General features: G+C 70.0%; 19 protein-coding genes. 9 read left to right on the top strand and 10 right to left on the bottom strand.

Features of this window, described 5'->3' with window-relative positions; translation table 11 throughout:
- Positions 1-244 precede the first annotated feature (244 nt).
- Positions 245-4,480 carry a M4 family metallopeptidase gene (locus MEBOL_RS33420; RefSeq protein ID WP_170115645.1) on the top strand — a complete coding sequence of 1,412 codons (4,236 nt, stop codon included), beginning with the start codon at positions 245-247 and terminating at the stop codon, positions 4,478-4,480.
- Positions 4,481-4,483: 3 nt separating this feature from the next.
- Positions 4,484-6,766 (top strand): Ig-like domain-containing protein, encoded by a 2,283-nt coding sequence (locus MEBOL_RS33415; protein WP_157823814.1) that lies wholly within the window; start codon positions 4,484-4,486, stop codon positions 6,764-6,766.
- Positions 6,767-6,832: 66 nt separating this feature from the next.
- On the opposite strand, the gene recG is transcribed toward MEBOL_RS33415, so the two are convergent.
- Positions 6,833-9,478, bottom strand: a complete 2,646-nt coding sequence (gene recG, locus MEBOL_RS33410; RefSeq protein WP_425437574.1) for an ATP-dependent DNA helicase RecG — start codon at positions 9,476-9,478, stop codon at positions 6,833-6,835.
- Between the two features lie 100 nt (positions 9,479-9,578).
- On the bottom strand, positions 9,579-10,091 hold the full coding sequence (greA, locus tag MEBOL_RS33405) for a transcription elongation factor GreA (RefSeq protein WP_095981224.1): 513 nt from the start codon (positions 10,089-10,091) through the stop codon (positions 9,579-9,581).
- A gap of 163 nt (positions 10,092-10,254) precedes the next feature.
- Between greA and MEBOL_RS33400 the strand changes: the two genes are divergently transcribed.
- Complete coding sequence (locus tag MEBOL_RS33400; protein ID WP_095981223.1) at positions 10,255-10,761, top strand: FHA domain-containing protein; 507 nt, start codon at positions 10,255-10,257, stop codon at positions 10,759-10,761.
- Between the two features lie 3 nt (positions 10,762-10,764).
- Here the strand turns inward: MEBOL_RS33400 and MEBOL_RS33395 are convergent, their stop codons facing one another.
- From MEBOL_RS33395 to mutL, 5 genes are all read right to left on the bottom strand, one after another.
- The gene (locus MEBOL_RS33395) at positions 10,765-11,268 is read right to left on the bottom strand and encodes a hypothetical protein (RefSeq protein WP_095981222.1); all 504 of its coding nucleotides are present in this window, start codon (positions 11,266-11,268) and stop codon (positions 10,765-10,767) included.
- Between the two features lie 89 nt (positions 11,269-11,357).
- Positions 11,358-12,329 (bottom strand): tetratricopeptide repeat protein, encoded by a 972-nt coding sequence (locus MEBOL_RS33390; protein ID WP_245919051.1) that lies wholly within the window; start codon positions 12,327-12,329, stop codon positions 11,358-11,360.
- Positions 12,330-12,512: 183 nt separating this feature from the next.
- Positions 12,513-13,229 carry a hypothetical protein gene (locus MEBOL_RS33385; protein ID WP_095981220.1) on the bottom strand — a complete coding sequence of 239 codons (717 nt, stop codon included), beginning with the start codon at positions 13,227-13,229 and terminating at the stop codon, positions 12,513-12,515.
- A 3-nt stretch (positions 13,230-13,232) separates the two neighbouring features.
- Complete coding sequence (locus MEBOL_RS42030; protein ID WP_170115644.1) at positions 13,233-13,388, bottom strand: hypothetical protein; 156 nt, start codon at positions 13,386-13,388, stop codon at positions 13,233-13,235.
- Between the two features lie 73 nt (positions 13,389-13,461).
- A complete protein-coding gene (gene mutL / locus MEBOL_RS33380) occupies positions 13,462-15,324 on the bottom strand; it encodes a DNA mismatch repair endonuclease MutL (protein ID WP_095981219.1) in 1,863 nt (620 codons plus the stop codon).
- Between the two features lie 101 nt (positions 15,325-15,425).
- Between mutL and MEBOL_RS33375 the strand changes: the two genes are divergently transcribed.
- The 3 genes from MEBOL_RS33375 to MEBOL_RS33365 all read left to right on the top strand — a co-directional run bounded on the left by MEBOL_RS33375 (position 15,426) and on the right by MEBOL_RS33365 (position 19,025).
- Positions 15,426-16,388 carry an SDR family oxidoreductase gene (locus MEBOL_RS33375; protein ID WP_095981218.1) on the top strand — a complete coding sequence of 321 codons (963 nt, stop codon included), beginning with the start codon at positions 15,426-15,428 and terminating at the stop codon, positions 16,386-16,388.
- A gap of 2 nt (positions 16,389-16,390) precedes the next feature.
- Positions 16,391-17,992, top strand: coding sequence for a lysophospholipid acyltransferase family protein (locus tag MEBOL_RS33370; protein ID WP_179956337.1), 1,602 nt, complete (start codon positions 16,391-16,393; stop codon positions 17,990-17,992).
- Between the two features lie 301 nt (positions 17,993-18,293).
- On the top strand, positions 18,294-19,025 hold the full coding sequence (locus tag MEBOL_RS33365; protein WP_095981217.1) for an AAA family ATPase: 732 nt from the start codon (positions 18,294-18,296) through the stop codon (positions 19,023-19,025).
- A gap of 17 nt (positions 19,026-19,042) precedes the next feature.
- Here MEBOL_RS33365 and MEBOL_RS33360 read toward each other — a convergent pair whose 3' ends face one another.
- Positions 19,043-19,921 carry a GGDEF domain-containing protein gene (locus tag MEBOL_RS33360; RefSeq protein WP_095981216.1) on the bottom strand — a complete coding sequence of 293 codons (879 nt, stop codon included), beginning with the start codon at positions 19,919-19,921 and terminating at the stop codon, positions 19,043-19,045.
- A 54-nt stretch (positions 19,922-19,975) separates the two neighbouring features.
- On the bottom strand, positions 19,976-22,561 hold the full coding sequence (locus MEBOL_RS33355) for a carboxypeptidase-like regulatory domain-containing protein (protein WP_157823813.1): 2,586 nt from the start codon (positions 22,559-22,561) through the stop codon (positions 19,976-19,978).
- Between the two features lie 133 nt (positions 22,562-22,694).
- On the opposite strand from MEBOL_RS33355, the gene MEBOL_RS33350 reads away from it, so the two are divergent.
- From MEBOL_RS33350 to MEBOL_RS33340, 3 genes are all read left to right on the top strand, one after another.
- Positions 22,695-23,894, top strand: coding sequence for an SGNH/GDSL hydrolase family protein (locus MEBOL_RS33350; RefSeq protein ID WP_157823812.1), 1,200 nt, complete (start codon positions 22,695-22,697; stop codon positions 23,892-23,894).
- Between the two features lie 63 nt (positions 23,895-23,957).
- The gene (locus MEBOL_RS33345) at positions 23,958-24,251 is read left to right on the top strand and encodes a DciA family protein (protein WP_095981213.1); all 294 of its coding nucleotides are present in this window, start codon (positions 23,958-23,960) and stop codon (positions 24,249-24,251) included.
- 9 nt (positions 24,252-24,260) lie between these two features.
- Positions 24,261-25,766 (top strand): CAP domain-containing protein, encoded by a 1,506-nt coding sequence (locus MEBOL_RS33340; protein ID WP_095981212.1) that lies wholly within the window; start codon positions 24,261-24,263, stop codon positions 25,764-25,766.
- Between the two features lie 74 nt (positions 25,767-25,840).
- On the opposite strand, the gene MEBOL_RS33335 is transcribed toward MEBOL_RS33340, so the two are convergent.
- Positions 25,841-26,077: a hypothetical protein gene (locus MEBOL_RS33335; RefSeq protein ID WP_002625343.1), complete on the bottom strand. Its 237-nt coding sequence runs from the start codon at positions 26,075-26,077 to the stop codon at positions 25,841-25,843.
- Positions 26,078-26,410: the final 333 nt, after the last annotated feature.

Below are 26,410 nucleotides of genomic sequence, written 5' to 3'. Positions count from 1 at the left end.
TGGGTTCTCGCGCGAGGCCTCACATCGAGGCCTCGCTGGAGGACCCGGTGGGTTCATTTCAACTTTCCAGTTGTGTATAGTCACCGGCCTCCGCGCAGGCGGAATGTCCAGGAGAAAGCAGTCCGCGGTCACTCCAGGGACGTTCGCGTGGCGCGGTGACCCCCGCGTTTTCCGGCCCTGGCCCTCGTCGATGGAAGCCAGCCCGCCGGCAGTCTCCCTCGACGCAGTCTGGTGGAGTGTCTCCATGTCCATGCCGTGGCCTCGTTGGCCCCTGCTCCTCGCCTCGTTCATGACGGCGGGACCAGCCCTGGCGGCGGGCGAAAAACTCGCCCCCGTGTCCCTCAACGCGCTCCAGCAGTTGCGCGCCCGTGAAAGCGCGCGCGTGACGGCGTCGCTCTCCGCCCTGCGGCTGCAAAAAGCCGCGCTCGGGTTGAACGAGCGCGATGACTTCCGGCTGTCCGGCGCGCAGACGGACGCCTTCGGCCTCACGCACGCCCACTTCCAGCAGTTGCACCAGGGCGTCCCCGTGTGGGGTGGCATGGCCATCACCCACGTGGATCCCTCCGGCAAGAGCCTGCCGGTGACGCGCGAGGGACTGCGTCCGGGCATCCGCCTGTCCACCTCCCCCTCGTTGGACGCCGCGAGCGCGGTGTCGCTCGCGCTGCTGGAGCTGGCCCCCAATGGCCTGGCCGGCGCCGAGCCCACGGCGGAGCTGGTCATCTATCCGGAGACGAACCGGGTGAACCGCGCCCCTGGCAAGCCCTTCGCGCAGCGCAACGCGGCGGACTTCGAGGACGAGGTGGTGGGCCACCGGCTCGCCTGGCACGTGCACACCGAGCTGGACAACCCCAAGGACGGGGTGGCCCATACGGACTTCCTGCTCGACGCGCGCACGGGCGTGGTCATCAAGCGATGGAACTCGCTGGAGACGGCGGCGGCGGTGGGCAAGGGCCTGTCGCAGTACAGCGGCGAGGTGCAGCTCAACGTCTTCCAGAACGCGGACGGCCTCTACGAGCTGCGGGATACGACGCGCGCCCCCGGCGAGGGTCTGCGCACCTACGACGTGAACCACGCCGACGTGCAGAACGGCGCTCCGGCCACGCCCGTGCTCTACACGGACACGGACAACGTCTGGGGTGACGGGCAGAACTACATCGTGGGCAGCTCCACGACGAGCGACAACGGCCAGACGGCGGCCGTGGACGCGCACTTCGGCCTGCAGGCCACGTGGGACTACTACCAGCGGATCCACAACCGCTTCGGCATCGACGGCGTGGGCACGCCCACCTACAACCGCGTGCACGTCAGCAACCTGTACAACAACGCCTTCTGGAGCAGTGGCTGCTTCTGCATGAGCTACGGCGACGGCTCCTATCCGGCCCCCGGTGGCTTCAAGTCCCTGGAAGCGCTGGACGTGACGGGCCACGAGTTGAGCCACGGCGTCATGTCGAAGACGGCGCAGCTCATCTACGCGGGTGAGTCCGGCGGCCTCAACGAGGCCAACTCCGACATCTTCGGCGCCATGACGGAGTTCTGGGTGCGCAACGGCCGGGGCTCCACCATTGGAGACACGGGCGGCAACTGGATGATTGGAGAGGATCTCAATCCGGAGCCGCTGCGCTACATGTACAAGCCGAGCCTGGACGGCCTCAGTCCGGACGCGTGGTACCCGGGCATCGAGAACGTCGACGTCCACTACAGCAGTGGGCCGATGAATCGCGCCTTCTACTTCCTGTCCGCGGGCGCGCAGCCGGCGGCTCCGGGGAACGACCACTCCAGCACCTACCTGCCCGGCGGCATGACGGGCATCGGCAACGACAAGGCGGCGGCCATCTGGTACCGCGCCATCACCGTCTACCTGGTGCCCTCGAGCAACTACCTGGCGGCCCGTACGGCCTCGCTTCAGTCGGCGGCGGACCTCTACGGCGCCAGGTCGGCCGAGTACACCGCGGTGGAGAACGCCTTCACCGCCATCAACGTGGGCTACACGGCGGGCACCTATGACGACCGCACGCCGCCGTCGGTGACGGCGAGCCTGTCGGGCAGCGCGCCCCTCCTGCTGCTCAACGCGACGGCCACGGACAACGTGGGCGTGGCGCGCGTGGAGTTCAACGTGGACGGCGCCACCGTGGGCACCGACACCAGCCTGCCCTTCCAGGTGCCGCTGGACGTCACCCAGCTGCTCAATGGCACGCACCAGTTGGTGGTGCGGGCCTTCGACGCGGCGGGCAACAAGACCGACTCCGCGCCCGTCACCTTCAACGTGGCCAACAGCTTCACGCAGCTGCTCAGCGACCCGGGCTTCGAGCAGGGCGGCGTGGGCTGGGAGGCCAATCCTCGCGGCAACATCAACTACCCCGTCTCCGGGGCGCGCACCGGCCAGGGCTACGTGTGGCTCAATGGCTACGGCTCCGTCAGCAACGACAACCTGTACCAGGACGTCACCATCCCGGCGGGCGTCGCCAAGGCCTCGCTGAGCTTCTACCTCAACCTCACCACCAGCGAGACCAGCACCACCGCGGCCAATGACACCCTCGTGCTCCAGGTGCGTGACACCTCGGGCACGGTGCTCTCCACGCTCGCCACCTGGTCCAACCTGGACGCCACGCTGGGCTGGGTGCAGCGCAGCTTCGACCTGACCGCCTACGCGGGCCAGACGGTGCGCCTCTACCTGGAGGGGACCGAGAACGCCTCGCTGGCCACCAACTTCAAGCTGGATGACTTCCAGTTGCGCACCATCACCGCCGCCGACACCGAGACGCCGTCCGTGCGCAGCTCCGTCCTCTTCGACGCCTCCGGCACGCGGCTGGGATTCTTCGCGGACGTGTCGGACAACGGCCATGTCGGCGAGGTGGAGTTCCTGGTGGACGGCACGTCCCAGGGCACGGCGCCCACGTCCTTCGCGAAGATCGTGAACGTGTCCACCCTGGCCAACGGCGCGCACACGCTGGTCACCCGGGCCACGGACGCGGCCGGCAACGTGGGTGAGTCCGCCCCCGTCTCCTTCTTCGTCGACGCCAACCGCTCGCAGAAGGTGGTCAACCCGAGCTTCGAGTTGTCCGGCGGCTGGACCGCCGCCACGACGCTCAGCGGCTCGGCGGGCATCCTGAACAGTCCCTCCTTCGCGCACACGGGCTCGCGCTTCTTCATCGTCTACACCAACCCCGGCCCTAACAAGTCCAACGTGCGCCAGACCCTGACGATCCCCGCGGACGCCCAGTCGGCCATCTACAGCTTCTGGCTGCGCATCTACGACAGCGCCTTCACGGATGGACAGGTGCACCACACATACACCGCGAAGGTGCGCGACTCGGCGGGCGTGGATCTCCAGACGCTGGCGACGTTCAGCAATCTGGATAACACCAGCGGCAAGTACTTCGAGCACCGCTACGATCTGAGCGCCTACAAGGGCCAGACGATCCAGCTCTTCTTCGAGGCGGATCTGCTGGAGCCCGCGGCGGTGTCGGGCGGCGTCACGCAGTGGTTCCTCGACGACGTCACCCTCACCACCACGACCACTCCCGACACGCTGGCCCCCGCGCTCACCGCGAGCGTCAGCGGCACCTACGGCACCGTGCAGCTCAACGCCAACGTGAGCGACAACGTGTGGACGAAGAAGCTCGAGTTCTTCGTGGACGACGTCCCGGTGGCCACGCGCAACGACCCCAGCGGCAGCTACACGGTGCCGTACAACACGGCCTCGCTCGCCAACGGCTCGCACCAGTTCAAGGTCAAGGGCACGGACACCGCGGGCAACGTGGGCACGGTGACGGTGGACTTCACCACCTTCAACACCACGGTGGTGGACAACACGGCGCCGACCGTCAGCGCGGGCGTGGAAGGCCTGTTCGATACGACGGTGCTGACGGCCACCGCGAGCGACGACACGGGCGTCACGCACGTGGAGTTCTACGTGGATGGCGTGTTCCAGGGACGTGTCCAGGAGGCGCCCTACCGGCTGCCCTTCAGCACCGCGCCCCTGTCCTCCGGAACGCACACCTTGATGGCCGTGGCCCATGACGCCTACGGCCACTCCACCTCGTCCACCCTCGCCTTCAGCCGCGAGGGCGTGGAGCTCTCTCCGCGGAGCGTGGTGCTGCCGGTGAACAGCACGTTCACCTTCACCGCGAGCGTGCCCTCTGGGTTCGATCCGGCGCTGACGTGGAGCCTCCAGGAAGGCCGCATCTGCGGCGTCATCTCCGCGGCGGGTGTCTACTCGACTCCGGCGGGACGCGGTCTGTGCCACATCCAGGCCACCTCCATGACAGACGCCCGCGCGAGCGCCACGGCGACCGCGCGCATCTACACCGCGGACATCAACGGTGATCACCTCGTGGACGGAGAGGATCTGGGACGGCTCGCCCAGGCCTACGGCTCCACGACCAGTGACGCGGCCTACAGCGAGGATTCCGACCTCGATGTGAGCGGCGCCGTGGACGACACCGACGTCACCCTCTTCGTCAGCCAGTTCGGACGGTAACCCATGAAAACGTTGACCAAGCTCATTGTTCCGTTGCTGCTCGGCGTGCTCGCCGCGTGCGGCGACGAGCCCACGCCCGGCTCGGGGCCGGTGACGGTCGCTCCGAAGTCCGTCACCGTGAAGGCCGGAGACTCCACGACCTTCACCGCTTCCGTCGAGGGCACCTCGGAGCCGAAGATCCTCTGGAGCGTGGAGGGCCAGGACTCGGGCACCATCACCAGCACGGGCGTCTACACCGCGCCCGCGCAGGCGGGCTCGTACACGGTGGTCGCCACCAACGCGGTGGATGGCACCAAGAAGGACACGGCCTCGGTGACCGTCACCCCGGCCGTCGTCGTCACCCTCACCCCGGCCTCGCCCACGGTGAGCACCGCGGGCAGCATCGCCTTCACCGCCCAGGTGACGGGCGCCAGTGACACGTCGGTCACCTGGTCCCTCAAGGAAGGCGCCGCCGCGGGCACCCTCACCGCCGCGGGCGTCTACACGGCGTCCAGCACGCCGGGCACCTACACCGTGGTCGCCACCAGCGTGGCGGACCCGAGCCGCTCGGCCAGCACCCAGGTCAAGGTCGAGGCCGTGGCCGTCACCGTGAAGCCCAACGGCTCCACGGTGGACCAGGGCGCGGTCGTGGAGTTCTCCGCGGTCGTCACCGGAGCGTCCAACACCGGGGTGACCTGGAGCGTGGAAGGCGGTGGCACCATCACCTCCTCGGGCATCTACACGGCGCCCACGCAGGCGGGCCCCGTCACGGTCACCGCCACCAGCCTGGCGGATCCGACGAAGAAGGGCAGCGCCACCCTCACCGTGCGTGAGCTGGCCGTCACCATCACCCCGGCCTCGCAGACCATCCCCGCGTCCGGCACGGCGGCCTTCTACGCCACCGTGACGGGCACCACCGCCAGCACCGCGGTGACCTGGAGCGTCGAGGGTGGTTCCACCAACGGCACCATCACCTCCTCGGGCGTCTACACGGCGCCCTCCAAGGCGGGCACCTACACCGTGGTGGCCACCAGCGTGGCCAATCCCGCGAAGAAGGCCTCCGCCCAGGTGACCGTGGGCGCGGTGTCCGTGACGATCTCCCCGGCCACGGTGACGATCGCCGAGGGCGCCACCACCACCTTCACGGCGGAGGTGACCGGGGCGTCCAACCAGGCGGTGCTCTGGAGCGTGGAGGGCGGTGACGGCAACGGCACCATCACCTCCTCGGGCGTCTACACGGCGCCCTCCAAGGCGGGCACCTTCACCGTGATCGCCACCAGCGCGGTGAACCCCGACAAGAAGGCCACCGCCACTGTCACGGTGACGTCTGCCTCGGACGTCGTCGTCACCATCACCCCGGCCTCGCAGACCATCCCCGTGTCCGGCACGGCGGCCTTCTACGCCACCGTGACGGGCACCCCCAACACCGCGGTGACCTGGAGCGTGGAGGGCGGTACCACCCACGGCACCATCACCTCCTCGGGTGTCTACACGGCGCCCAGCACGCCGGGCACCTACACCGTGGTGGCCACCAGCGTGGCCGATCCCACGAAGACGGCCACCGCCCAGGTGACCGTGGAGCCGGTGTCCGTGACGATCACCCCCGCCACGGTGACGATCGCCCAGGGCACCACCGCCACCTTCACGGCGGCTGTGACCGGGACGTCCCACCAGGCGGTGCTCTGGAGCGTGGAGGGCGGTGACGGCAACGGCATCATCACCTCCTCGGGCATCTACACGGCCCCCGCCCGTCCGGGCACATTCACCGTGGTGGCCACCAGCGCGGTGAACCCCGACAAGAAGGCCACCGCCACCGTCACGGTGCCGATCGCCCAGGGCGCTGACTACACGGATCCCACGGGCAATGGCTGGAAGCTCGTGAAGAACACGGCCGCGTCCTCGGGCAGCCACCTGGTGTTGGATCTGGTGGGCCCCCCGGGTGGGTCCGGCCGTGGCGTGGACCTGACGCTGTTGGTCAACCCGGTGCAAGCGACGTGGGCCAAGGTGACCCCGTCCGACACCGAGTACGTGACCAACCGCCTGTTCGAGCTGGGCGCCGCGCCCCGGCTGATCAAGGGCGGCGCCCAGGAGGGTAAGTTGAGCGTCGGCGTGTTCCAGAAGGGCACGACCGTCCCGGCGACCCCGTACACCGGCGCGCTCCTCTCCGTGGCGCTGGATGTGAAGCTCGACCCGTCGCTCCCGGCGGGCTCGCGCATCCCCCTCTCCGTCATCAAGGCGCACGCGCTGCCCGCGACGGGAGACCTGAGCACCATCAACGTGGCCGTGGGGAGGATCGTCACCCAGTAACGTCGGTGACGGTGCGGTCCAGACGGCGGTCTCCCTTCCCGGGGGGCCGCCGTCGCCGTTTCCGCCCTACCCCACGCGGGCGAGCGCGAGCCGGCCTTCCCAGCGCTCCTCGAGCGCCTTGACCAGGCCCTGGTGCTCGGCGGACTCCAGCCGGGGATCCGCGGCGAGGATGCGCCGCGCCTCCTGCTGGGCCAGGGAGATCAAATCCCCGTCCCGCGCGAGGTTGGCCACCGCCAGTTCCGGCAGGCCGCTCTGGCGCGTGCCGAGGAACTCGCCGGGTCCGCGGATCTCCAGATCCTTCTCCGCGATGACGAAGCCGTCACTGCTGTGCTCCATCACCCCCAGCCGCTCCGAGGACTCCATGGACGAGCGCGCCAGGTTGGCCACCAGGAAGCAGTAGCTCACCGCCGCGCCTCGGCCCACGCGTCCGCGCAGCTGGTGCAACTGAGACAGGCCGAAGCGCTCCGCGGACTCGATCGCCATCACCGAGGCGTTCGGCACGTCCACGCCCACCTCCACCACCGTGGTGCACACGAGGATCTGGATGCTCCCCGCGCGGAAGGCGTCCATCACCCCGTCCTTCTCCTCGGGCTTCATCCGGCCGTGCAGCAGCCCCACCTCGACGCCCGGAAACACCTCGCGCAGCTTGTCCACCCCGCGCGTGGCGTCTTCCAGGTCCAACTTCTCCGACTCCTCCACGAGCGGGTACACCACATAGGCCTGATGGCCCTTGGCCACCTCGCTGGCCACCGCCTCGTAGACGCGCGCGCGCTGCTTGTCGTTGAAGACGCGGGTCTTGACGGGCGTGCGCCCGGGGGGCAGCTCGTCGATGACGGACACGTCCAGGTCCCCGTAGAGCGTCATCGCCAGCGTGCGCGGAATGGGCGTGGCCGTCATCACCAGCACGTCCGGGAACACGCCCTTGCTCATCAGCATGTGCCGCTGCAACACGCCGAAGCGGTGCTGCTCGTCGATCACCACGAAGCCCAGCTTCTGGAAGGCCACGCCCTCCTGGATGAGCGCGTGCGTGCCCACGGCGAGGTGGATCTCCCCGCGAGCCACCGCGTCGCGCACCTCGCGCTTCTTCTTCGCCGTGCCCGCCGCGCTCACCAGGCCCACCTTGTAGCCCAGGGGCTCCAGGAGCTTGCGGAAGGTGCGCTCGTGCTGCTCGGCGAGGATCTCCGTGGGCGCCATCACCGCCACCTGGTAGCCATCCTGCAACGCCACGAGCGCGGACGCCGCCGCCACCGCCGTCTTGCCCGAGCCCACGTCGCCCTGCACCAGCCGGTTCATCGGCTCGTCATGGCCCATGTCCTGGGCGATCTCCTCGAGCACCCGCTTCTGCGCGCCCGTGAGCTCGAAGGGCAGCGCGCCTCGCGCCTTCTCTTGACGGGGCGCCGACACGTCGAAGCGAATGCCCTGCTCGCGCTTCACGTCCTGGCGCTTGAGCCCCATGCCCAGTTGCAGGAAGAAGAGCTCGTCGAACGCGAGCCGCCGGTGCGCCGGGCTCAGGTGCTTGTCCAACAGCTCCGGGTCCGCGTTGCCCGCGGGGAAGTGGATGGAGCGCAGGGCCTCCGGCAGCGTCATCAACTTCAACCTGCCGCGCAGCGCTTCCGGCAACGGCTCCTCCAGGTGGCTCGCGTAGGACTCGCTGACCACCGAGGCGAGCTCGCGGAACGAGCGTTGATCCCCCCGCTCGAAGCCCGGGTACACCGGGACGATGCGGTTGAAGTGCACCGAGGAGCCCTCGAGGTCGTCCGCGGATTCAATCTCCGGGTGGGACATCTCCCGTCCCGACAGCGAGGCGCGCACCTCGCCGGACAGCACCAGCTTCTTGCCCACGGGAAAGCGCGCCTTGAGCCAGGGGCCGGCGTTGAAATACGTGGCGGCGATGCTCCCGGAGCGGTCCGCCACCACGGCGCGGAACATGCGCTTGCCCGTGCGGCCCGGCACGAAGTCCGCCACCTTCACCTCGCCCACCGTCACCCCGCGCTCTCCCGGCATCAGCTCGGAGATGGTGCGCAGCTCGCGCCGGTCCTCGTAGCAGCGCGGCAGCAGGAAGAGGATGTCCCCCACCCGCCGCAGGCCCTTCTTGTTGAGCGCCGCGAGCAGCCGGGGGCCCAGCTTCTTGCCCATCGTCTTGAGCGGAATCGCCAGGGGGCCCGAGCGCGGCGCGATGGACAGCAGCTTCGCCTCCGCGCGCGACTCCTCTTGTCCCTTCGCCACCCGCTTCTTCTTGCGCCGTGGGGGCGGTGCGTTCTCGGCGGGCGCCGGGGCAGGCGGTGGCGGAGGCCGGGCGGCGGGAGGCCGGGTGGCGGGGGGAGGCGGCGGGCGCAGGGGCTCGGTGGACTTCCACGCGGGGACGAGCCCCGAGGGCGCCGCGCTCCGGGCGGGCTGCCGGGAGACGGGGGCGGGAGCCGCCGCGGCGACCTGGGCCAGGTCCTCGGGCAGAGGCACGCCGCTCATGCGCAACCCGGCCACGACCCCCCGCAGCGCCGCCTTGCGCCGCTCCACGGTGACATCGTCCACGTGCGGCAGCGCCGCGCGCAGGTGCTCGAGCGCCTTCGCGTCCACGCCCGTGGCCCCGGCCAGGGTGCGCTCCAGCAGGCCGCGCAAATCCTTCACCGTCGACAGCCGGGCGAAGTCACTTCGGCAGGCGTACCTCAGGGGTCCCACGAGGCTGGCGAGCGGATGGTTCACGGTCGGGTCCAAGCGTTCATCCTAAAAAGCCGCGCCCACGCCGCCCACCCAAACGACACAGGGGAGCGGGCTCGCGCGCGCTCCCCTGCTCGACGGCTCACCGCGGGAAATCTCAGCCTTCCGAGGGGGCCTCTTCCTGGGGATCCTCGAAGCGAATCTCCTGGACGTCGTACTCGCGCGTCCCGCCGGGGCTCTGCACCGTCACGGTGTCGCCCTTCTTCTTGCCGATGAGGGCCCGCGCCACCGGCGACGTCACGGCGATCCACCGCTTCTTGAGGTCCGCCTCCAGCTCGCCCACCAGGCGGTAGGACACGGTCTTGTCCGACTCCAGGTCCAGCAAATCCACCGTGGCGCCGAAGACGACCTTGTCCCCGCCGAGCTTGGCCGGATCGATCACCTCGGCCCGGGCAATCCAATCATTGAGGTTCAGGATACGGCCCTCGATGTGGGACTGCTTCTCCTTGGCCGCGTGGTACTCGGCGTTCTCACGCAGGTCTCCGTGGGCGCGCGCGACCTCGATCTCCCGGGAGATCTTGCCGCGCTCGACGGATTGAAGGTGCTTCAGCTCTTCCTTCAGCTTCCGCAACCCCGAGGGCGTCATCGGAATGTTCCCGCTGCCGCTCATCACAGCTCCTTCACAGCACTCGTTAAGAGGTGAACGTCCAGACCCGCCCCCTCCCCCTGATTGGGACCGGCGGCCCGGGCCGAAAGGGCAACTGTAGGAAGGAGCCTCCGCCCGGTCAACGAAACCCGCCCATGCCCGGGAACATCTGTCATGCTGACGCACCGTGCTGTCCATCCAGGAACTGCGCGCGCTCGGCGCGTCACTGACCTCTGGGGCGTTTCGCCGTCAACTCGGCCCCTTCGTGCTCGTCCAACGCCCGCCCGGCAGGCCCTCGTCCGCCGTCCTCGATCCCACGCGCGTGGCCTCGGCCGGTGTCATCGAGAAGGGCATGCTGACGCTGCTCTTCGAGTTCGAGGAGCTGCTCATCACCACCCTGCCGCCGCTCGCGCGCGTGGAGGAGTTGAGCGTGGGCCGGCTGCCGGACTGCGACGTGTTCATCGACGATCCGTCGGTGTCCAAGCGGCACGCGGTGCTCAACTGGAGCGATTCACCCGCCCGCTGCACGGTGCGCGACCTGGGCTCCACCAACGGCACGTTCCTCAACGCGAACTCGCTGAGCGCGCGCGAGGCGGTGCTCAAGGATGGAGACATCCTGAGCTTCGGCAACGTGCAGTTCTGGTACCTGATGACGGACACGCTGCACGCGCGGCTGCGCTCGCCGCGGCGCTGAGGCTCAGGGCAGCTTGCCCGCGGAGGGATTCCTGCGCGCGGAGGAGAAGGCGGCCTGGAGCGCATCCACCGAGCCGCCCACCTCGCCCGCGTACTGCACGGCGTGGATGGTGTAGAGGTTGAGGACGTCCTCCAGGCGGCGGTACACCTGCTTGAGGCTCACGTTGTTGCGCGAGTCGAGCGCGCACCGGGCCTCGCGCTCGCGCAGACGCGTGAGCCACTGGGTGCGGAAGTCCATCCACCGCTTGTCCACCGAACGGGTCTCCGTGGAGGCGCGCACCAGCTTCTCGCGCTCGGACTCCAGCTCGGTCCACAGGGAGTGGGCCGCGTCCAGGCATTCGCGGTAGTTGAGCACTGGCTCCACCGGGGCCTGATGCGGAGGCGTCATCGCCACCACCGAGCGCGTCACGCTGATGATGATCGCCAGACAGAAGGCGACCACCCCGGCGAAGTAGACACCGTAGGAGGCGACACGGAAGGGACGGTAGCGGGGATCGGGGGCGGTCACGCAGGTGCCGTCTTAGTCACCGGAAGACCCCCTGGCAACGCCTGAGTCACCCGCTTCCCCGGGGAGGCCCCGGGGAAGTGGGGGAACGCTCAGGGCGCCGGAGCGGGCGTGGCGGCCGCTGGAGCGGGAGCCGGGGCCTGCGCGGGCGCCGCGGCGGCCTCGCTGGCTCCCGCCTTCTGGCGGCGCACCGACGACTGGCGGCTGCGCATCAGTGGCGCGAACTCGCTGTTCGGGTAGGTGCCCAGGGCCTCCTGCACCGTGGACAGCGCCTTCTCCAGCTGGTTCGTCTCCTGGTAGGACTGGGCGAGCAGCAGCATGGCGTAGTCACGCGTCTTGGACTTCTTGTCGCCCTCGACGAAGCGCGCCAGCAGCGGCACCGCCTGATCGTGCTTGCGCTCGTTGTTGTAGGCCACGCCCAGGAAGAAGGACGCGTCCAGCAACTGCTCGGGCGGCGGGTTCATCGCCACGAAGCGCGTCATCTCCTCGATGGTCGACTTCATCTCGTTGCGCCGGAAGGCGGCCTTGCCCCGCTCGAAGGCCGAGTCGCCGATCTCCCGGCGCAGCTGGGCCGCCTTGTCGTTGAGGGCGGAGCGCTCGAGCTGCGTCAGGCGCGACGTGTCCAGCTTCACCAGCTCGTCCACGCCCTTGAGCCGCTCGTCCCCGGGCAGGTTCGTCATCAGCCGGTAGACCTCGTTCGCCGAACGCTGGGACGTCTGGATGGCCGTCTGATCCGCGCGCTGCTTGTCCAGCTGACCGGACAGCTCGGCCACCGTCTTCTCCAGCCGCTCGCGCTCGGCGCTCGCGCTGGAGCCCCGCGCGGAGCCCACGAGCACCGCCCCGCCGATGCACAGCGCCGCGAAAAGCACGTACGCCACGCCCGAGGAAATCCACTGCCGCTTCTGGAGATCCTCGTGACGCTTGCCAATCGCCTTCACCTCCGCGTGGAGGTTCTTGAGCAGATTGTCCGTCTTGATCACGAGGTTGCGAGCCTCGATGACCTCCTTGCGGATCTCACTCAGTTCCTTGGAGTCGTGCTCGGACTTCACTTCGGCAGCAGCCATGGACATCTTCCTGTTGGGCCCGGCGGTGATCTCGGCCTCTTCGCGCATCGTTAAGGGCTCCCCTCGGACGGCCTTCCCAGCCACCCGGTCGTGTGACATCGGCCCGGGAAACAGGCCGTGCACCCCGAGGAATTTCCATCTCCCACCGGGGGAGCCCGGGAACCAGGGAGACGAGCCCCCGTTTCAGAGGGAGCTGAATGGCCGGATGGGATCCGGCGGGAACATGTAGGTGATGCCCACGGCGAACCAGTTGCCGCCCGCGTTGTAGGACGCCAGGCCCTTGTAGGCGTTCGCGTCCACGCCAGCCGGCGGCTTCAGCTCGTTATAGGGGCTCTGGCCCCGGGCGAACGCCAAGCGGTACTCCGCGGTGATTCCCCAGGTGGGAGACAGGCGGAAGGTCGCTCCCACGGTCCCCACCCAGGGCTGCTGGAGCAGTTCCTTGCGCCCCACGCCCTTGGCCTCGGAGAACACCAGCGTGGGGCCCGTCTCCAGCCCCACGAAGGGGACGATGCCCTGGGGGGTGAGCACTTCCAGCAGCGTCTGGAAGCGCAGGCCCACCAGCGCGCCGTAGGTGTAGTTGGAGAGCGTGGCGGCGTTGGTCAACTTCAACTGCTCGCCGGTGGCGAACAGGTCGATCGCCAGCTCGATGTTCTCCATGAAGGAATAGCCGAACGAGCCCGCGAGGAACGGCCCCCCCGGGGAGCCGCGCTCGCAGTCCTGGGAGCACTGGTAGCCCGGGAGCGCGTAGAAGCTGTTGTAGAAGGTCTGGTTGGACGACAACCGCCATCCCCCCTCGACGGAGATGCGGCCCACCCCGTTGAGCGGGACGACGCCTTCTTCCTGGGCGGACACCTCCCCGGCGGCGAACAGGAGGGCGAGGAGGGCGAGACGGCGCGGCATCGTTCAGGATTCCTTCAGGCGCAGGGCGACTTCGAGAAACGTGGTCCGGCGGCGAGACAGCGCGGCGAGCAGGCACCACACCACGCCTCGCGAGCCGAACTCCCGGCGGATGAGGCCCAGGTGCTCCAGCACGTCCCTCAGGGTGATGACACCGAGCATCCCGCGTCTCCTCGCGCCAGCGCGCCCCGGTGCTACAGGGGCGTGGCACACCGTAGCAGCGGACCCCCGATCGTCAACTTCTCGGAGACCCGGCGGGACGCAGCGCGCGTCGTTCCAGCTCCAACAAGGGCACCTCCAGCACCACCACCGTGCCGTGGATGCAGGGGGGATGGAAGTCCGCCGCGTCCAATTCGCCCAGGAGCGCCCGGAGCTTGCCCTCGGTGAGCTGGCCCTCGGCGTGGCGCGCGGCATGACACGCGAGCACGCGCAGGGGCTCGGCGAGCGCCACGGCATCCAGCGCCGAGCCGGGAGGAGGCAGCGCGCGCGCCAGCGCCTCGAGCAGGGCCCGGGCATCCGCGTTCACCAGCGCGGGCGGTACCGCCTTGAGCGCGAGCGTGGTGCCCCCGAAAGGCTCCACCTCCAGCCCGAGCCGGGCCAGGGCCTCCTGCCCCTCCACCAGCGTGCGCGCCAGCGGCACCGTCAGCTCCACCGTGGCGCCGAAGAGCGTGGGCACCGGCGCCGACTCCTTCTTGAGGGCCTTGTGGAAGTCCATGAGCCGCGCCCGCTCCAGGGCCGCGTGCGCGTCCAGCACCACCAGCGTGCCGCCGGGCCCCTCGCACACCTGGAAGCGCTCACCGAGCACCCCCATGGGCCTGAGCGCGCCGAAGTAGCCCGGCGGGGGCGCCTCGTTGAGCTGCGGCTGGGCCTGACCGAAGGCGGGCGCGCGGCCGGGAAGCAACTCGGACGTGGCCTGGGGCGCGAAGAGTGATTCCGTCGAGCGAGGCGGGAGCGAGGCGTCCTGGGTGCCCGGCAGGGGCATGGGCGCGCCCCACGCGGCGTCCTGGGCCCGGGTGAGGAAGCGCTCCACCGCCATGGCGTAGTGCGCCGCCTGCCGGGGCTGCTCCGCCAGGCCCCCCTCCCCTCCCGTCGGAGGCCCGAGCCAGGGCGCCGCCCGGAGCGCCCGGGAGATGGCCGCGTTCACCGCGTCCCCCACGCCCTTGCCGTCCGCGAAGCGCACTTCCAGCTTCTGCGGGTGCACGTTCACGTCCACCGCGCGGGGATCCATGTCGATGAACAGCACCACCACGGGCTGGCGCCCGGCGGCGAGGAACTCCTGGAAGGCGCGCTGGATGGCGCTGTTGAGGCCCCGGTCGCGGATGTAGCGGCGGTTGACGAAGGTGTAGATGCCGCGCGCGTTGGGCAGCGTGTACTCGGGTGAGGCGATGTAGCCCGTGACGCTCACCCCCAGGCGCCGCTCCTCCACCGCCATCAGGTGCGGATGCACCCCCGGCCCCAGCGCCGCGGCGATGCGCTCGCGCGGATCCGTGGGGCTCGCCGGGCTGGTGAAGAGCGCCTGGCCCCCGTGCTCCACGAAGAAGGACACGTCCGGGTGCGCGAGCGCCAGCCGGATGACGGCCTCCTCCGCGTGCTGCAGCTCCGTGGACTCGCGCCGCATGAACTTGCGCCGCGCCGGCGTGTTGTAGAACAGGTCCTCCACCGAGATGACCGTGCCCACCCTCGGCGGCGCCTCCTCCACCAGGGGCTCGCCGCCCCCCTCCACCGTGATGCGCGTGCCCACATAGGCCTCGCGCTCGGCCGTGTTCAAGGTGAAGCGTGACACGGACGCGATGGCCGGCAGGGCCTCGCCCCGGAAGCCCTTGGTATTCAAGGTGAACAGGTCGTCCAGCTCGCGCAGCTTGCTCGTGGCGTGGCGCTCCAGGCTCAGCCGCGCGTCCTCGGGGCTCATCCCCTGCCCATCGTCCGAGATGGTGATGCGCCCGAGCCCCCCGCGCTCCAGCGCCACGCGCACCGTCCGCGAGCCCGCGTCGATGGAGTTTTCCACCAATTCCTTCACGACGGACGCCGGGCGCTCCACCACCTCGCCCGCGGCGATCTTGTTGATGAGGACATCACTGAGACGGGCGACACGTGCCATGGGAGGTCATATCCTGCGCGGGACCCGGCACGTTGGCCAGTAATCCCGACGCATCGCGGCTGACAAGCGAGGTCCATCTGCGCTATCACGCCCACTCCCGTATGGAAGCAACTCAAGCGAGCAAGGGCGGCCTGCGCGTCGCGGTGACGGGGGCGGCGGGCGAGCAGGGCCAGCTGCTGCTGCCGCTGCTGGAGCAGGATGCGGACGTGGAGAGCATCCTGGTGCTGGACGTGGCCAAGCCCTCCGGCGACAAGGTGGAATTCCACCGTGTGGACCTCACGCGCCACGACGCGGAGAGCGAGCTGTCCGAGGCGCTCGCCGAGCACCCCGTGGACGTCTTCTACCACTTGGCGTTCCTCCACGGCCCGGTGCGCGACGGCTCACTCGCCCACGAACTGGAAGTGATCGGCACCATGCACGTGCTGAGCGCCGTGGGCCGCGCCCGGGTGCCCCGGCTCATCGTGCCCTCGCTCACCGCCCTCTACGGCGCGCGCGGCGAGCACCCCGCCCTGCTCTCCGAGGAGACGCCCCTCGCGGGCTGCCCCGGCAGCCGCTACATCACCGACAAGGTCGAGGTGGAGAAGCAGGTGCGCGCCTTCCGGGACCGGCACCCGGAGACGCGCGTCATCGTCCTGCGCTTCGCGCCCCTGTTCGGCCCGCGCATGAACAACCCCGCCACGCGCATGCTCGCCTACGGGGTGGTGCCCACGCTGCTCGGGTTCGATCCCCTCTGGCAGGCCCTGCACGAGGAGGACGCCGCCCGCGCCCTCTATCAGTCGCTGAGCGCCAACGCCGAGGGCGAGTTCAACATCGTGGGCCGGGGGGTGCTGCCTCTCTCCACCCTCATCCGTCAGGCGGGCGGACGGCCCCTGCCCCTGCCTGGGCCCCTGTACCGCACGGTCCTCCAGACGATGACGACGCTCGGCGGCCCCGGCTTCCCCTCCGCCCTGCTCGACTACATGCACTTCGGCTGGGTCGCCAACGGCGAGCGCGCGGAAGAAGAACTCGGCTTCATTCCCATGTTCCACGCCCGGGATGCCGTGGCGGCGATGCGGAGGAGTTGATCATGGCCAAGGGTGTGCTCGGAAATGATCCCTTCCAGCGAGGCGCCGCGCAGCGGGCGTCGGAGCCCGCGAAGGACCGGGCCAAGGACCCGGCCCCGGTGAAGAAGAAGAAGGCGCCCGCGCCCAAGCCCGCCGCCCAGGCCGCTGCCACGCCTCCTCCAGCGAAGCCGACAGCGAAGCCGAAACCCGCCGCCCAGGCCGCACCGCCTCCAGCGAAGCCCAAGCCCGCCCAGAAGAAGGCCGCCGCGCCCAAGGGCAAGCCCGTCGCGAAGTCCGTGAAGGCCCCCCCGCCGGAGCGCGCCCGGAAGGCGGCACCGCCTCCTCCGGCCAAAGCACCCCCACCCCCCGAGGCGATCCTCGCCGCCGGAGCCGAGGCGGGCATTCCCGTTCCGTCGTCCATCGCGGAGAGCCCAGCGCCAGAGACGCGTGAGACCTCCGCCATCGTGGCCGAGAACCTCCGCGCCGAGGCCGCCTCGGTCGCCGCGGAACTCAGCGAGGAAGCCGCGCTGCTGGACGAGGCCTCGGGAGCGGGCGTGGCGGAGGAGGCCTTGCGGGAGCTGGAAGCGGCCCTGGGCGAGCCCATTTCCGCCCCCGAGACCGTGGACGTGCCGGGCTTCGAGGAGCCGCGCGAGGAAGCCGCCCCGCTGGTCTCCGCGCCGACCCACAGCGCCGCCGACATCTTCTTCACCTCGGACTCGCCGGGCGCCGAGCCACCTCGCGTGGGCGACCAGGTCTCGGGTCTGTTGTCGCTCGCGAGGGACGTGGCGTTCCAGACCTTCACGAGCGAGTGGCTGAGCCGGACGGTGGGCTCGGCGCAGGGGCTGCTGGGCGCGGCCTTCACGAGCCTCGGCGTGGGCACGGGCAGCACGGCCATCGACGAGTACGGCAAGGACGCGACACTCTCCAACGTCCTGCAACCGGTGCTGGACTTCCTCTACGAGCGCTACTGGCGGGTGTCGGTGCAGGGCGCGAGCCACGTGCCCTCGGGGCCAGTGCTGCTCGTGGCCAACCACTCGGGGGCACTGCCCTTCGACGGGCCCATGCTGCAACAGTCGCTCTCGCGCGAGCGGCCCGACCTCCAGGAAGCGCGCTGGCTCGCGGAGGATCAGGTGTTCCACGCGCCCATGGTGGGCACGTTGATGAACCGGCTGGGCGCGGTGCGTGCCTGCCCGGAGAACGCGCTGCGGCTGCTGGACGAATTGCGCCCGGTCATCGTCTTCCCCGAGGGCATTCACGGCCTGGGCAAGCCCTTCGCCCAGCGCTACCAGCTCAAGCGCTTTGGCCGGGGCGGCTTCGTGAAGCTGGCGCTGCGCACGGGGGCGCCCATCGTGCCGGTGGCGATCGTCGGGGCCGAGGAGACGGCACCGCTGCTCGGCAAGATTCCGGCGGGCTTCCTCGGCATTCCCTACCTGCCGGTGACGCCGCCGCCGCTGCCCGCGCGGTGGATGATCCGCTTTGGCGAGCCCATTGGCATGGGTGAGTTGCCGCCCGAGGCCGCCGACGACATGTCCCAGGTGCAGCGGCTCACCGAGCGCACCCGCGAATCCATCCAGGGCATGCTCCAAGCCCTGCTCAAGGAGCGCCGCTCCGTCTTCGCGGGGTAATTCAAGAGGGTAAACAGCCACACAGGCAGACCTGCTCTGAGTAGCCGGGTAGAGCAAACACAAACAACAAGCACACGTGACACTACCCGGCGAAGTGCGCCCCATTCTCTTGTCTATTCACACACCCATCAACTGAGCGCCCAATGCCCGCTGCGGTGTGCGCAAGTTCGCCATTCGAGTTCGCGTGGCTTCAATGGGGGATGCTTCATCCCCCATTTCATCGGGGCTCATGGGTACGATGCCGTTGATGGCCAAGCGCGCACGCCCACGACCACCCGACGAGCACTCCCAGGACCCCGGCATGGACGCCTTCCTCCGGTACGTGTTGCTGCGCCGCGAGGAGGTGCCCGACTTCAAGAAGTACCCGTTCTCCATCCCCGCCATCCGGGACCTGGAACGGCTGGACTTCCATCCGCGCGTCACCTTCTTCGTCGGCGAGAACGGCAGCGGGAAGTCCACCCTCATCGAGGGCATCGCCGTGGCCGCCGGCTTCAACGCCGAGGGCGGCAGCCGGAACTTCAACTTCGCCACCCGGCGCAGCGAGTCCGATCTGCACCAGTACCTCCGGCTGGTCAAAGGCATCCGCCGGCCTAAAACCGGGTACTTCCTCCGGGCCGAGAGCTTCTTCAACGTGGCCACGGAGATCGAGAAAAACTCAGACGCCATGGCCGGGCACGGCGGCGTCTCCCACCACGAGATGTCTCATGGAGAGGCATTCCTCGCCCTGGTCCAGCACCGCTTCTGGGGCAATGGCCTCTACCTGCTCGATGAGCCCGAGGCCGCGCTCTCACCTCAACGCCAACTGGCGTTGTTGAAGTTGATTCACGAGCTCGCGCAGAAGCAGTGCCAGTTCGTCATCTCCACGCACTCGCCCATGCTGCTCGCCTACCCCGAGGCGCGCATCTACCACCTCTCCGAGAGGGGCATCGCCGAGGTCCGCTACGAGGAGACCGAGCACTACGCCCTCACCCGGGACTTCCTGATGAACCACACGCGCTACCTGGAGCGCCTGCTGCGCCCCGAGCCCGAATGAGATGAGGCCTGGAGCCGTCAAGAACAGACGCGGTTGCGGCCCGTGGCCTTCGCCTCGTAGAGCTTGCCGTCCGCCGCGCGCTTGAGATCCACCAGGTCCCGGTGCGAGGGCTCCAGCACCGCCACCCCCAGCGAGATGGTCACCGGAATCACGTTCTTGTCGAACTCGAAGCGCTGCTTGTCCACGAGCCGGCGCGCCTTGTCCGCCAAGGTCACCGCGCCGGACAAGTCGACCTCCGGCAGCAACATGCCGAATTCCTCGCCACCGTAGCGGGCGAATACGTCCTCGCGGCGGATGCGCGTGCGCAGTGTGGACGCGAGCTGCTTGAGCACGTAGTCCCCCGCCAGGTGCCCGTGCCGATCGTTCACCAGCTTGAAGTGATCCACGTCGAACATCACCAGCGCCAGGCTGCGCTCGTAGCGGCGCGAGCGCGACACCTCGCGCTCCAGCGCCTCCTCGAAGTAGCGCCGGTTGTAGATCTGCGTCAGCCCATCCATCGTCGTGAGCCGGTAGATCTCATCGTGGTACGCCGTCTCGATGTTCCCTCCGGCGATGAACTTGAAGATCGTCCGGCCAATCTTCACCAGGTCGCCGTTGCTCAACGGCGTCTCGCCCCGCACCAGCTCGTCGTTCACGAACGTGCCGTTCGTCGACCCCAGGTCCTTGATGAACACGCCCCGGCCCGAGGTGGTGATGCATGCGTGGTTGCGGCTGATGGACTCCTGGTCCACCTGGATCTCCGCCTTGGCCGAGCGGCCAATCAGCGTCTGCTCGGTGCGCAAGTCATACTTGCGGCCCAACTCCAGGCCATAGATGACCACCAACGCCGCGTCCAAATCGACGGGCCGTTCGGAGATCTTCGAGATGACCGTGACGACGGTGTCGTTCTGAGCCATACCGGACAAGACCCTACCATCTGGAAAAGCCCGTGAGCCAGTCGGCGGCGGAGCTCAGGGCCCGATGGAGAGCAAGCGCGTGCTCTCCGTGGGAGGAGATAAGGCCGCGCCATCGGGGTCCACCAGCGCCGCGGTGAGCCGCACCTCCGAGCCCGAACACGCCTCGGGCAGGGTCAGTTCCACTTCCCCCCGGCCCTGTGCGTCCAAGGTGCTCCCGACTACCACCTGCCCCTCACACCCCTGACCTCCCTCGAGGGTCAGCCGCACGGCCCCCTCCGCCAGTGCGTCCTGGCCCACCCGGAAGGAGGAGACTCGCACCTTCACCCGAGCCCCCCGCGCCACGCGCTGCCCGTCCTCGGCGGGCTCCACCCAGTCCACCCGAGGCCACACGGAGTTCAGCGCCGACCAGGCCACCGCCACCTCGTCCAGCCGCGAGAGATCCACGCTCCGCGCCGTCATCACCTCCTCCAGCCGCAACACCTCCCCCTCCGACACGCCCGACTGGTGCAGGTCCAACGCCTGCATCGACAGCGCGGCGCGCGAGCCCAGGTGATCCCCCAGGTACGTGCGATCCTCGAAGGGCGCGGGGGGGTCGGGCAGCCGCACGCCCTCCAGGGCCCTCTCCGCGTCCAGCAGCACGTTCCAGCGCCGCTGAGCCCCGTCGGTGAACACCGCGCGCAACACCGCTCCCGTGGGCAGCTCCGGCGCCGAGACGAAGCGCAGCCGCCGCTTCTCGGCCCCTCCCTGCACGTAGCGCGCGCCCTCGGGCACGGCCAGGAAGGGAGCGTTCACGCCCACCGGCGCGCTTCCCTGGGGGTCGAAGGGCAGCGTCTCCGGGCCCCGGTGGATGAGCACACTCGAGGCCTCCGCCCCGCCCTCCGCCGACGTGGGATAGGCGGACAACAGGAGCGTGTAGGGACTGCCCTCGAGCCCATGGTGGGTGGGCGCCATCCGCACGCTCACCAATCCGGGCGAGCTCAAGCCCGGCTGCGTGTCCGTGTTCTGATCCGCCGGCGTCGTGTTCACCCCGAATCCCAGGCCGAGCGGCACCCATCCCCGCCCCGGGACTCGCGCCACGCCCAGCACCGCCACGCTGTCCAGGAACACCCCGCGGTAGCGCGGCAGGGCGGGCACCCGCAGGGCGAACGCGAAGCCCAGGGACAGCGCGCGCTCCGGCTGGAAGTCGTGCGCCACGGAGACGAAGCGCTCCGAGCCTGGCGCCTCCAGGGAGAAGCGCACGTCCCGCACCACCGAGGAGCTGAAGCTGCGCAGTTGCGGCACGGTGCGCGCCAGCAGGGGCCCCACGTCCACCACGCCACCCGCGCCTCGGGGGAGCACGCTGGGAGCGATGTCCCCTCCCAGGGCCCACGCCGTGCGCACGCCGCACGTCCCGAGCCGCGTCGCCTCCTCCGGGGACGTGTCCTCCGCCCACGATGCGTCGCATACCCCCGCGAGCCCGCGCGCCTGGACGTCCGTCTCGCGCAAGGTGCTGTTCGGAAGCACCGCGTAGCCGCCCTCGGGCAACGCCACCCCCCGCGACTGACCCTCCACCGAGAACGTGCCCCGGCGCACCGGAGCGAGCAGCGGCGGCGCCGTCAAGTCCGTCACCGCGTCCGGCGCGCTCAGTCCCGCGAGCCCCGCGTGAAGCTCCGGCCCCGTCGCCACCTGGGCGAAGGAGCTGAGGGCTCCTCCAATCCGATCCGCGGGGTTGCGCCGCAGCGGCAGGACCAGGTCCGTGGGGCCCTCGGCGCCAGAGTGCATCACCGTGAGGTAGCCAAAGTCCGCGTGGAAGACGGACACGCTGCCCGCCTCCGTCAACGCCCCCAGCAACACCTCGCCGTCCTCGTCCGTGGCGCCCGTCTCCCGCGTGTTCCCGAGGGCATCCGCCACCACCACCACCGCGCCCGGAAGCGGGCGGCCCGTCAGCTCGTCCGTCACCACCGCGCGCAACCGCCCCGGCGGCCCTTGTGCCTCCAGCACCCGCACCCGCGCCGTGCACGTGGCCCCGCCCACCCGCGCTCGCACCGACTCCAGCGCCTCGTCCGTGGGCTCGGCCAGGACGAAGGAGGCGCGTGCGCCCTGCTGCCTCACCACGCTCGCGTCCAGCGCCGTCCACTCCTCGCCCGAGGGCACCACCAGCGCCCCGCCCGAGCCATCCCTCACCAGGACCGAGAAGCCCACCGTGGCCCCCACGCGCCCCACCACGTAGTCCGGCGTCACCTCACAGGAGCGCGCCTGGGCCGCCGCGGGCTCCGGCGCGCATCGTCCGTCGCGGCACACCTGCCCCGACTCCGCGCACTCCGCATCCGCCGAGCACAGCGCCTCCACGCACTGGCTGTTGTCACACCGGCAGCCCAGGGGATTCTCATCGCACGCGGCGATCCGGAACACGCCCCGCCGGGCCGCCGTGCAGTCCTCCCGCGTCCGGCACGCCGCCTGGCATCGCGCTCTCGCCGTGTCACAAAAGAAGAGGTGGGGGTCCAGACAGTCCTGGTCCACCTGACAGGAGCCGGGTGGATCCTCCGTGGGCAGCCAAGGGGCCGGCACGTCCGGGTCCAATCCTCCGGCGCAGGCGGCGAGCCCCACCACGGCGCAACACACCAACATGGCGCAGCGCGCCAGAAGACGGGGGGAGTTCATCAGCGGCTCCAATCAGGCCTCCAGGCAAACGGCACCCCCCGGGGATTGTCAAGCCGGAGCCGGGACGGCGGGACCCCCCGGTGACGTCCCCCTCGCCGGGCGGGATACTCCCGGCGAAAAAGGAGGCGCACGGATGCTCGGGTCGCCGTTGCCACGATTGCTGCCAGTCCTCGCCCTGGTGAGCTGTGAACCTCCCGACGCTCGGATCGCCCCCGCGCCGGACGAGCCCGTCCCGGAAGTGCCCACCGCGGACCTGCTCTGGACCGACCACGCCCCGGACGATCCCCGGCTCCAATTCATCGGGCGCATGGACACCCGCACGCGCGAGGGCCCGATGTATGCATTCCCGGGTGGCACCGTGCGCCTGCGCTGTCTGTGCACGGGCGTGGACGTGCGCTTCGAGGACCTGGGCGTGGGCGGCGAGGCGCACACCAACTTCATCGACATCCTCGTGGATGGCGAATCCAGGGGCGCGCTCCGGCTCCAGCCCGGCGCCTCCCTGCTCCAGGGCGTGCGCGGCCTGCCCCGGGGCGAGCACACCATCGAGCTGGTCAAACGCACCGAGGCCCACGCGGGCGGGGTGCGCTTCCAGGGCATCCGGATCCAGGGGGTGCTCCTGGAGCCGCCGCCCCGGCCCTCGCGGCGCATGGAATTCATCGGCGACTCCATCACCTGCGGTTACGGCAACGAGGCGAGCATCGCCGCGCCCACCTACACCGAGCCCAATACCGGCTACCACGCGAGGAACCAGGACATCCTCAAGGCCTTCGGACCCCTCACCGCGCGCCGGCTCGGCGCCGAGTGGGTGACCACCTGCGTCTCGGGCCGCGGCGTCTACCGCAGCAACGACGGCTCGCGCGATGGCGTACTGCCCCTCATCTATGGCCGCACCCTGCCCGGCCAGGCCGAGCCCCGGTGGGAGCCCTCGCGCTACGTCCCCGAGGTGATCGTCATCAACCTGGGCACCAACGACTTCGCGGTGTCCGACGGCGCGGGCCTGCCCACCGCCCCTCCCGCCGAGCCCTTCAAGCAGGCCTATGCCGCCTTCGTGCGCGAGCTGCGCGCCACCTACCCCGAGGCCCGCATCGTGTGCGCGGTGGGGCCCATGACCAACGACAACTACCCGGCCCAGCGACAGCTATGGACCACCCTGCGCCGCTACGTGTCGGACATGGTGTCCAGCGTGCGTGCCGGGGGAGACACCCGCGTGCACACCTTCGCCTTCACCCCCATCGCGGGCGACCCGTACGGAGAGGACTGGCACCCCACCGCCGCGTTCCATGCCCGGATGGCGGACGAACTCGTCCCCTTCCTCCAGGGCCTGGGCGATTGAGCCCTCCGAGGCGGGCCCCACTGCCGCGTTGGCATTCCCCGCGCGCCGGTCGATGATGGACCCATGGCCCGGCGCGAACCGCAGACCCTCGATCAGCTCCTCCCCCGAGTCCTCGCGCGTCTGGCGGAGCAATCCGGCCAGGGGCGCGCGCTCGGACCGGTCTGGAGCGCCACGGTGGGGGCGAACATCGCCAAGCACTCGCGGCCCCACTCGCTCGAGGCGGGAACGCTCGTCATCACCGTGGCCAGCGCCGAGTGGGCGCACACCCTGTCCCGGCAGGAGGCGTCCCTGCGCGAACAGCTCAACACGCGGCTGGGTCCCGGCGCCGTGTCCTCGCTCGTCTTCCGGCTGGAGTAGCGCCCCGCGATGATCGCCCTCGTCCTCGGCGTCTTGCTGGCCGCCACGCCCGCCACGCCCACCCCCCTCGAGCAGCGGGCGATGAACCACGTCCACCAGGAGTTCGAGCGCGTGGGCCGGCGCTCGCCCCAGCCGGACCCCGCCCTCACCGAGGCCGCGCGCAGGCTCGCCCGGGAAGCGCTCGACAGCGGCGTGTCCGGCGCGGTGGAGCTGCTCACCGTCACCGAGGCCGTCAGTGACGCGGGAGGCGCGGACCCGAGCCCCCGCTCCTATGTCATCCGCGCCGGGGATGGCGACATGGCCGTGCAGACGCTGCTCGCGCGCAAGGACTTGAGCCAGGAGCCCGCCAGTCACGTGGGCGTGGGCATGGCGAGGCGGGGCGTGTACACCACCCTCGTGGTGCTGCTCGCCGAGCGCAAGGCCACGCTCCAGCCCTATCCCCGCGTGCTCGACACCCCGGGCCTGGGACAGACGCTGTGCGGCCAGCTCGTGGCGCCCCTGCGCTCCGCCGAGGTGTATGTCACCCTGCCCGATGGGCGCGTGGAGCGTCCCACCCTCACGCGGGACACGCAGGAGGCCGTCTGCACCCGGCTGCTCTTTCCCTTCCCGGGCCGCTACACGGTGGAGATCGTCGGCCGGGCGGAGCGGGGCCCGGAAGTGGCGGCGCTGTTCCTCGTGGACGTGGCCACGCCCCGCAAGCGCGGCGAGCGCGAGCGCGTGGTGGAGCCCACGAGCATCGAGGAGGCCCGCGCGGAGGTGCTCGAGCGCATCAACGCCATGCGCCGTGCCCACAAGCTCCAGCCGCTCAAGGCCGATGACGCCCTCACGGCGGTGGCCCAGGCCTACAGCGAGCGCATGGCCCGCGAGGGCTTCTTCTCCCACGTGGCCCCGGATGGCTCGGACCTGCGCGGCCGGCTGAGCGCCGCGGGCGTGCGCTTCCGCTCCTCGGGGGAGAACCTGGGCATGGCGTCCGGACCCATCGCCGCGCACTTCGGCATCGAATTGAGCCCCGGCCATCGCGGCAACCTGCTGGGCAACCAGTTCAACCTGGCGGGCATCGGCGTGGCCATCCACACCGTGGACGGCCGCCCCCAGGTGCTGCTCACCGAGCTCTTCTCCTCGGGAGGGGAGGCCCCGTCCTCGCTGGAGCCGCGCGAGGAGTTGCACCAGGTGCTCGCCAGCCACCGCGCGGGGCATGGCCTGGGCCCCCTGCGGCGCCTGCCGGAGCTCGATCAGCTCGCCCAGGAGCTGGCCCGGCGCGCCCTCGCGTTGAACCTGCCTCCCGCGGAGCTCCCGGGAGAATCCGTGCACGAGCGCATCTTCGACACCGTCGAGGGCGCCCGGAGCGCGTCGGTGGATTTCTACGTGACGGACAGTCCCTCGGCGCTGCCCGATTCCAAGAACCTGGGAGAGCGCAAGAACACCCTGATGGGCGTGGGCACCGTGAAGGGAGACTCACCAACGCTTGGCAAGGGACGCTACTGGGTGGTGGTCATCTACGCCGCCACCCGGTGAATCGGGCTTCCGAGTCGGGTCACCGGAAGCCTCGGGGCGAATGGACAACGGTGAAACGAGGCGAGGCGCGCGGCTCAGATGGCGCGGCGCTGGGTGGCGTAGGCCTCGATGCCCATCTGGGGCGGGGCCACCTGCTGGTTGAGCTGGCACTTCACGCAGGTGAAGGACTGCCAGCCCCGGCGCACCGCCTCGTCGAGGCAGTTGTCGTAGTAATTGCAGTTGAGGTTGCGATGCGTCTCGACGCCAGCCCGCTTGGGCCCGGCCTCGGGGTTGATGGTCTGCGGCAAGTCAGTCGGACACGGCTTGAACATGGAACGGAGCCCTCCCAATCAATCGGTTATCTCCCCCCGTACTCAATAGAGCCGCGAACGGCCCGCGACGTGAAGCTGCCTGGGACAACCTCAGAGGTCATGCGCCTGGACCGGCCGCCCACCTCTTAGAGGTCCGTTCCCGTAGACACAACGGGTCCGGACCCCCGACGACAACTAGTTCCCATTTGGATGTACCCGCGGCCGATTGACCGCCCGCCCGCCAACACTTGGCACCTTGCGTCGCGGGGGCCGATCTAGGGCTTGTCGGCCCGTCTGTCAAACCGCCCCCGGAGCGGCTAGCCATTCGTGGAGAGAACGAGACAGGTGGGAATG

Source organism: Melittangium boletus DSM 14713 (genome assembly GCF_002305855.1).
GTDB lineage: Bacteria > Myxococcota > Myxococcia > Myxococcales > Myxococcaceae > Cystobacter > Cystobacter boletus.
Note: the sequence above shows the minus strand (reverse complement) of the source record. Positions and strands in the feature narration are given on the sequence as shown.

What these genes read in the sequence shown, in the direction of transcription:
- MEBOL_RS33350 (WP_157823812.1), top strand. Translation starts at nt 22,695, where the DNA reads ATGCTCGGGTCGCCGTTGCCACGATTGCTGCCAGTCCTCGCCCTGGTG.
- MEBOL_RS33355 (WP_157823813.1), bottom strand. Translation starts at nt 22,561, where the DNA reads ATGAACTCCCCCCGTCTTCTGGCGCGCTGCGCCATGTTGGTGTGTTGC.
- MEBOL_RS33345 (WP_095981213.1), top strand. Translation starts at nt 23,958, where the DNA reads ATGGCCCGGCGCGAACCGCAGACCCTCGATCAGCTCCTCCCCCGAGTC.
- MEBOL_RS33335 (WP_002625343.1), bottom strand. Translation starts at nt 26,077, where the DNA reads ATGTTCAAGCCGTGTCCGACTGACTTGCCGCAGACCATCAACCCCGAG.
- MEBOL_RS33385 (WP_095981220.1), bottom strand. Translation starts at nt 13,229, where the DNA reads ATGCCGCGCCGTCTCGCCCTCCTCGCCCTCCTGTTCGCCGCCGGGGAG.
- MEBOL_RS33415 (WP_157823814.1), top strand. Translation starts at nt 4,484, where the DNA reads ATGAAAACGTTGACCAAGCTCATTGTTCCGTTGCTGCTCGGCGTGCTC.
- MEBOL_RS33375 (WP_095981218.1), top strand. Translation starts at nt 15,426, where the DNA reads ATGGAAGCAACTCAAGCGAGCAAGGGCGGCCTGCGCGTCGCGGTGACG.
- greA (WP_095981224.1), bottom strand. Translation starts at nt 10,091, where the DNA reads ATGAGCGGCAGCGGGAACATTCCGATGACGCCCTCGGGGTTGCGGAAG.
- MEBOL_RS33420 (WP_170115645.1), top strand. Translation starts at nt 245, where the DNA reads ATGTCCATGCCGTGGCCTCGTTGGCCCCTGCTCCTCGCCTCGTTCATG.
- MEBOL_RS33370 (WP_179956337.1), top strand. Translation starts at nt 16,391, where the DNA reads ATGGCCAAGGGTGTGCTCGGAAATGATCCCTTCCAGCGAGGCGCCGCG.
- MEBOL_RS33360 (WP_095981216.1), bottom strand. Translation starts at nt 19,921, where the DNA reads ATGGCTCAGAACGACACCGTCGTCACGGTCATCTCGAAGATCTCCGAA.
- MEBOL_RS33340 (WP_095981212.1), top strand. Translation starts at nt 24,261, where the DNA reads ATGATCGCCCTCGTCCTCGGCGTCTTGCTGGCCGCCACGCCCGCCACG.
- mutL (WP_095981219.1), bottom strand. Translation starts at nt 15,324, where the DNA reads ATGGCACGTGTCGCCCGTCTCAGTGATGTCCTCATCAACAAGATCGCC.
- MEBOL_RS33390 (WP_245919051.1), bottom strand. Translation starts at nt 12,329, where the DNA reads ATGGCTGCTGCCGAAGTGAAGTCCGAGCACGACTCCAAGGAACTGAGT.
- MEBOL_RS33365 (WP_095981217.1), top strand. Translation starts at nt 18,294, where the DNA reads ATGGACGCCTTCCTCCGGTACGTGTTGCTGCGCCGCGAGGAGGTGCCC.
- MEBOL_RS42030 (WP_170115644.1), bottom strand. Translation starts at nt 13,388, where the DNA reads ATGCTCGGTGTCATCACCCTGAGGGACGTGCTGGAGCACCTGGGCCTC.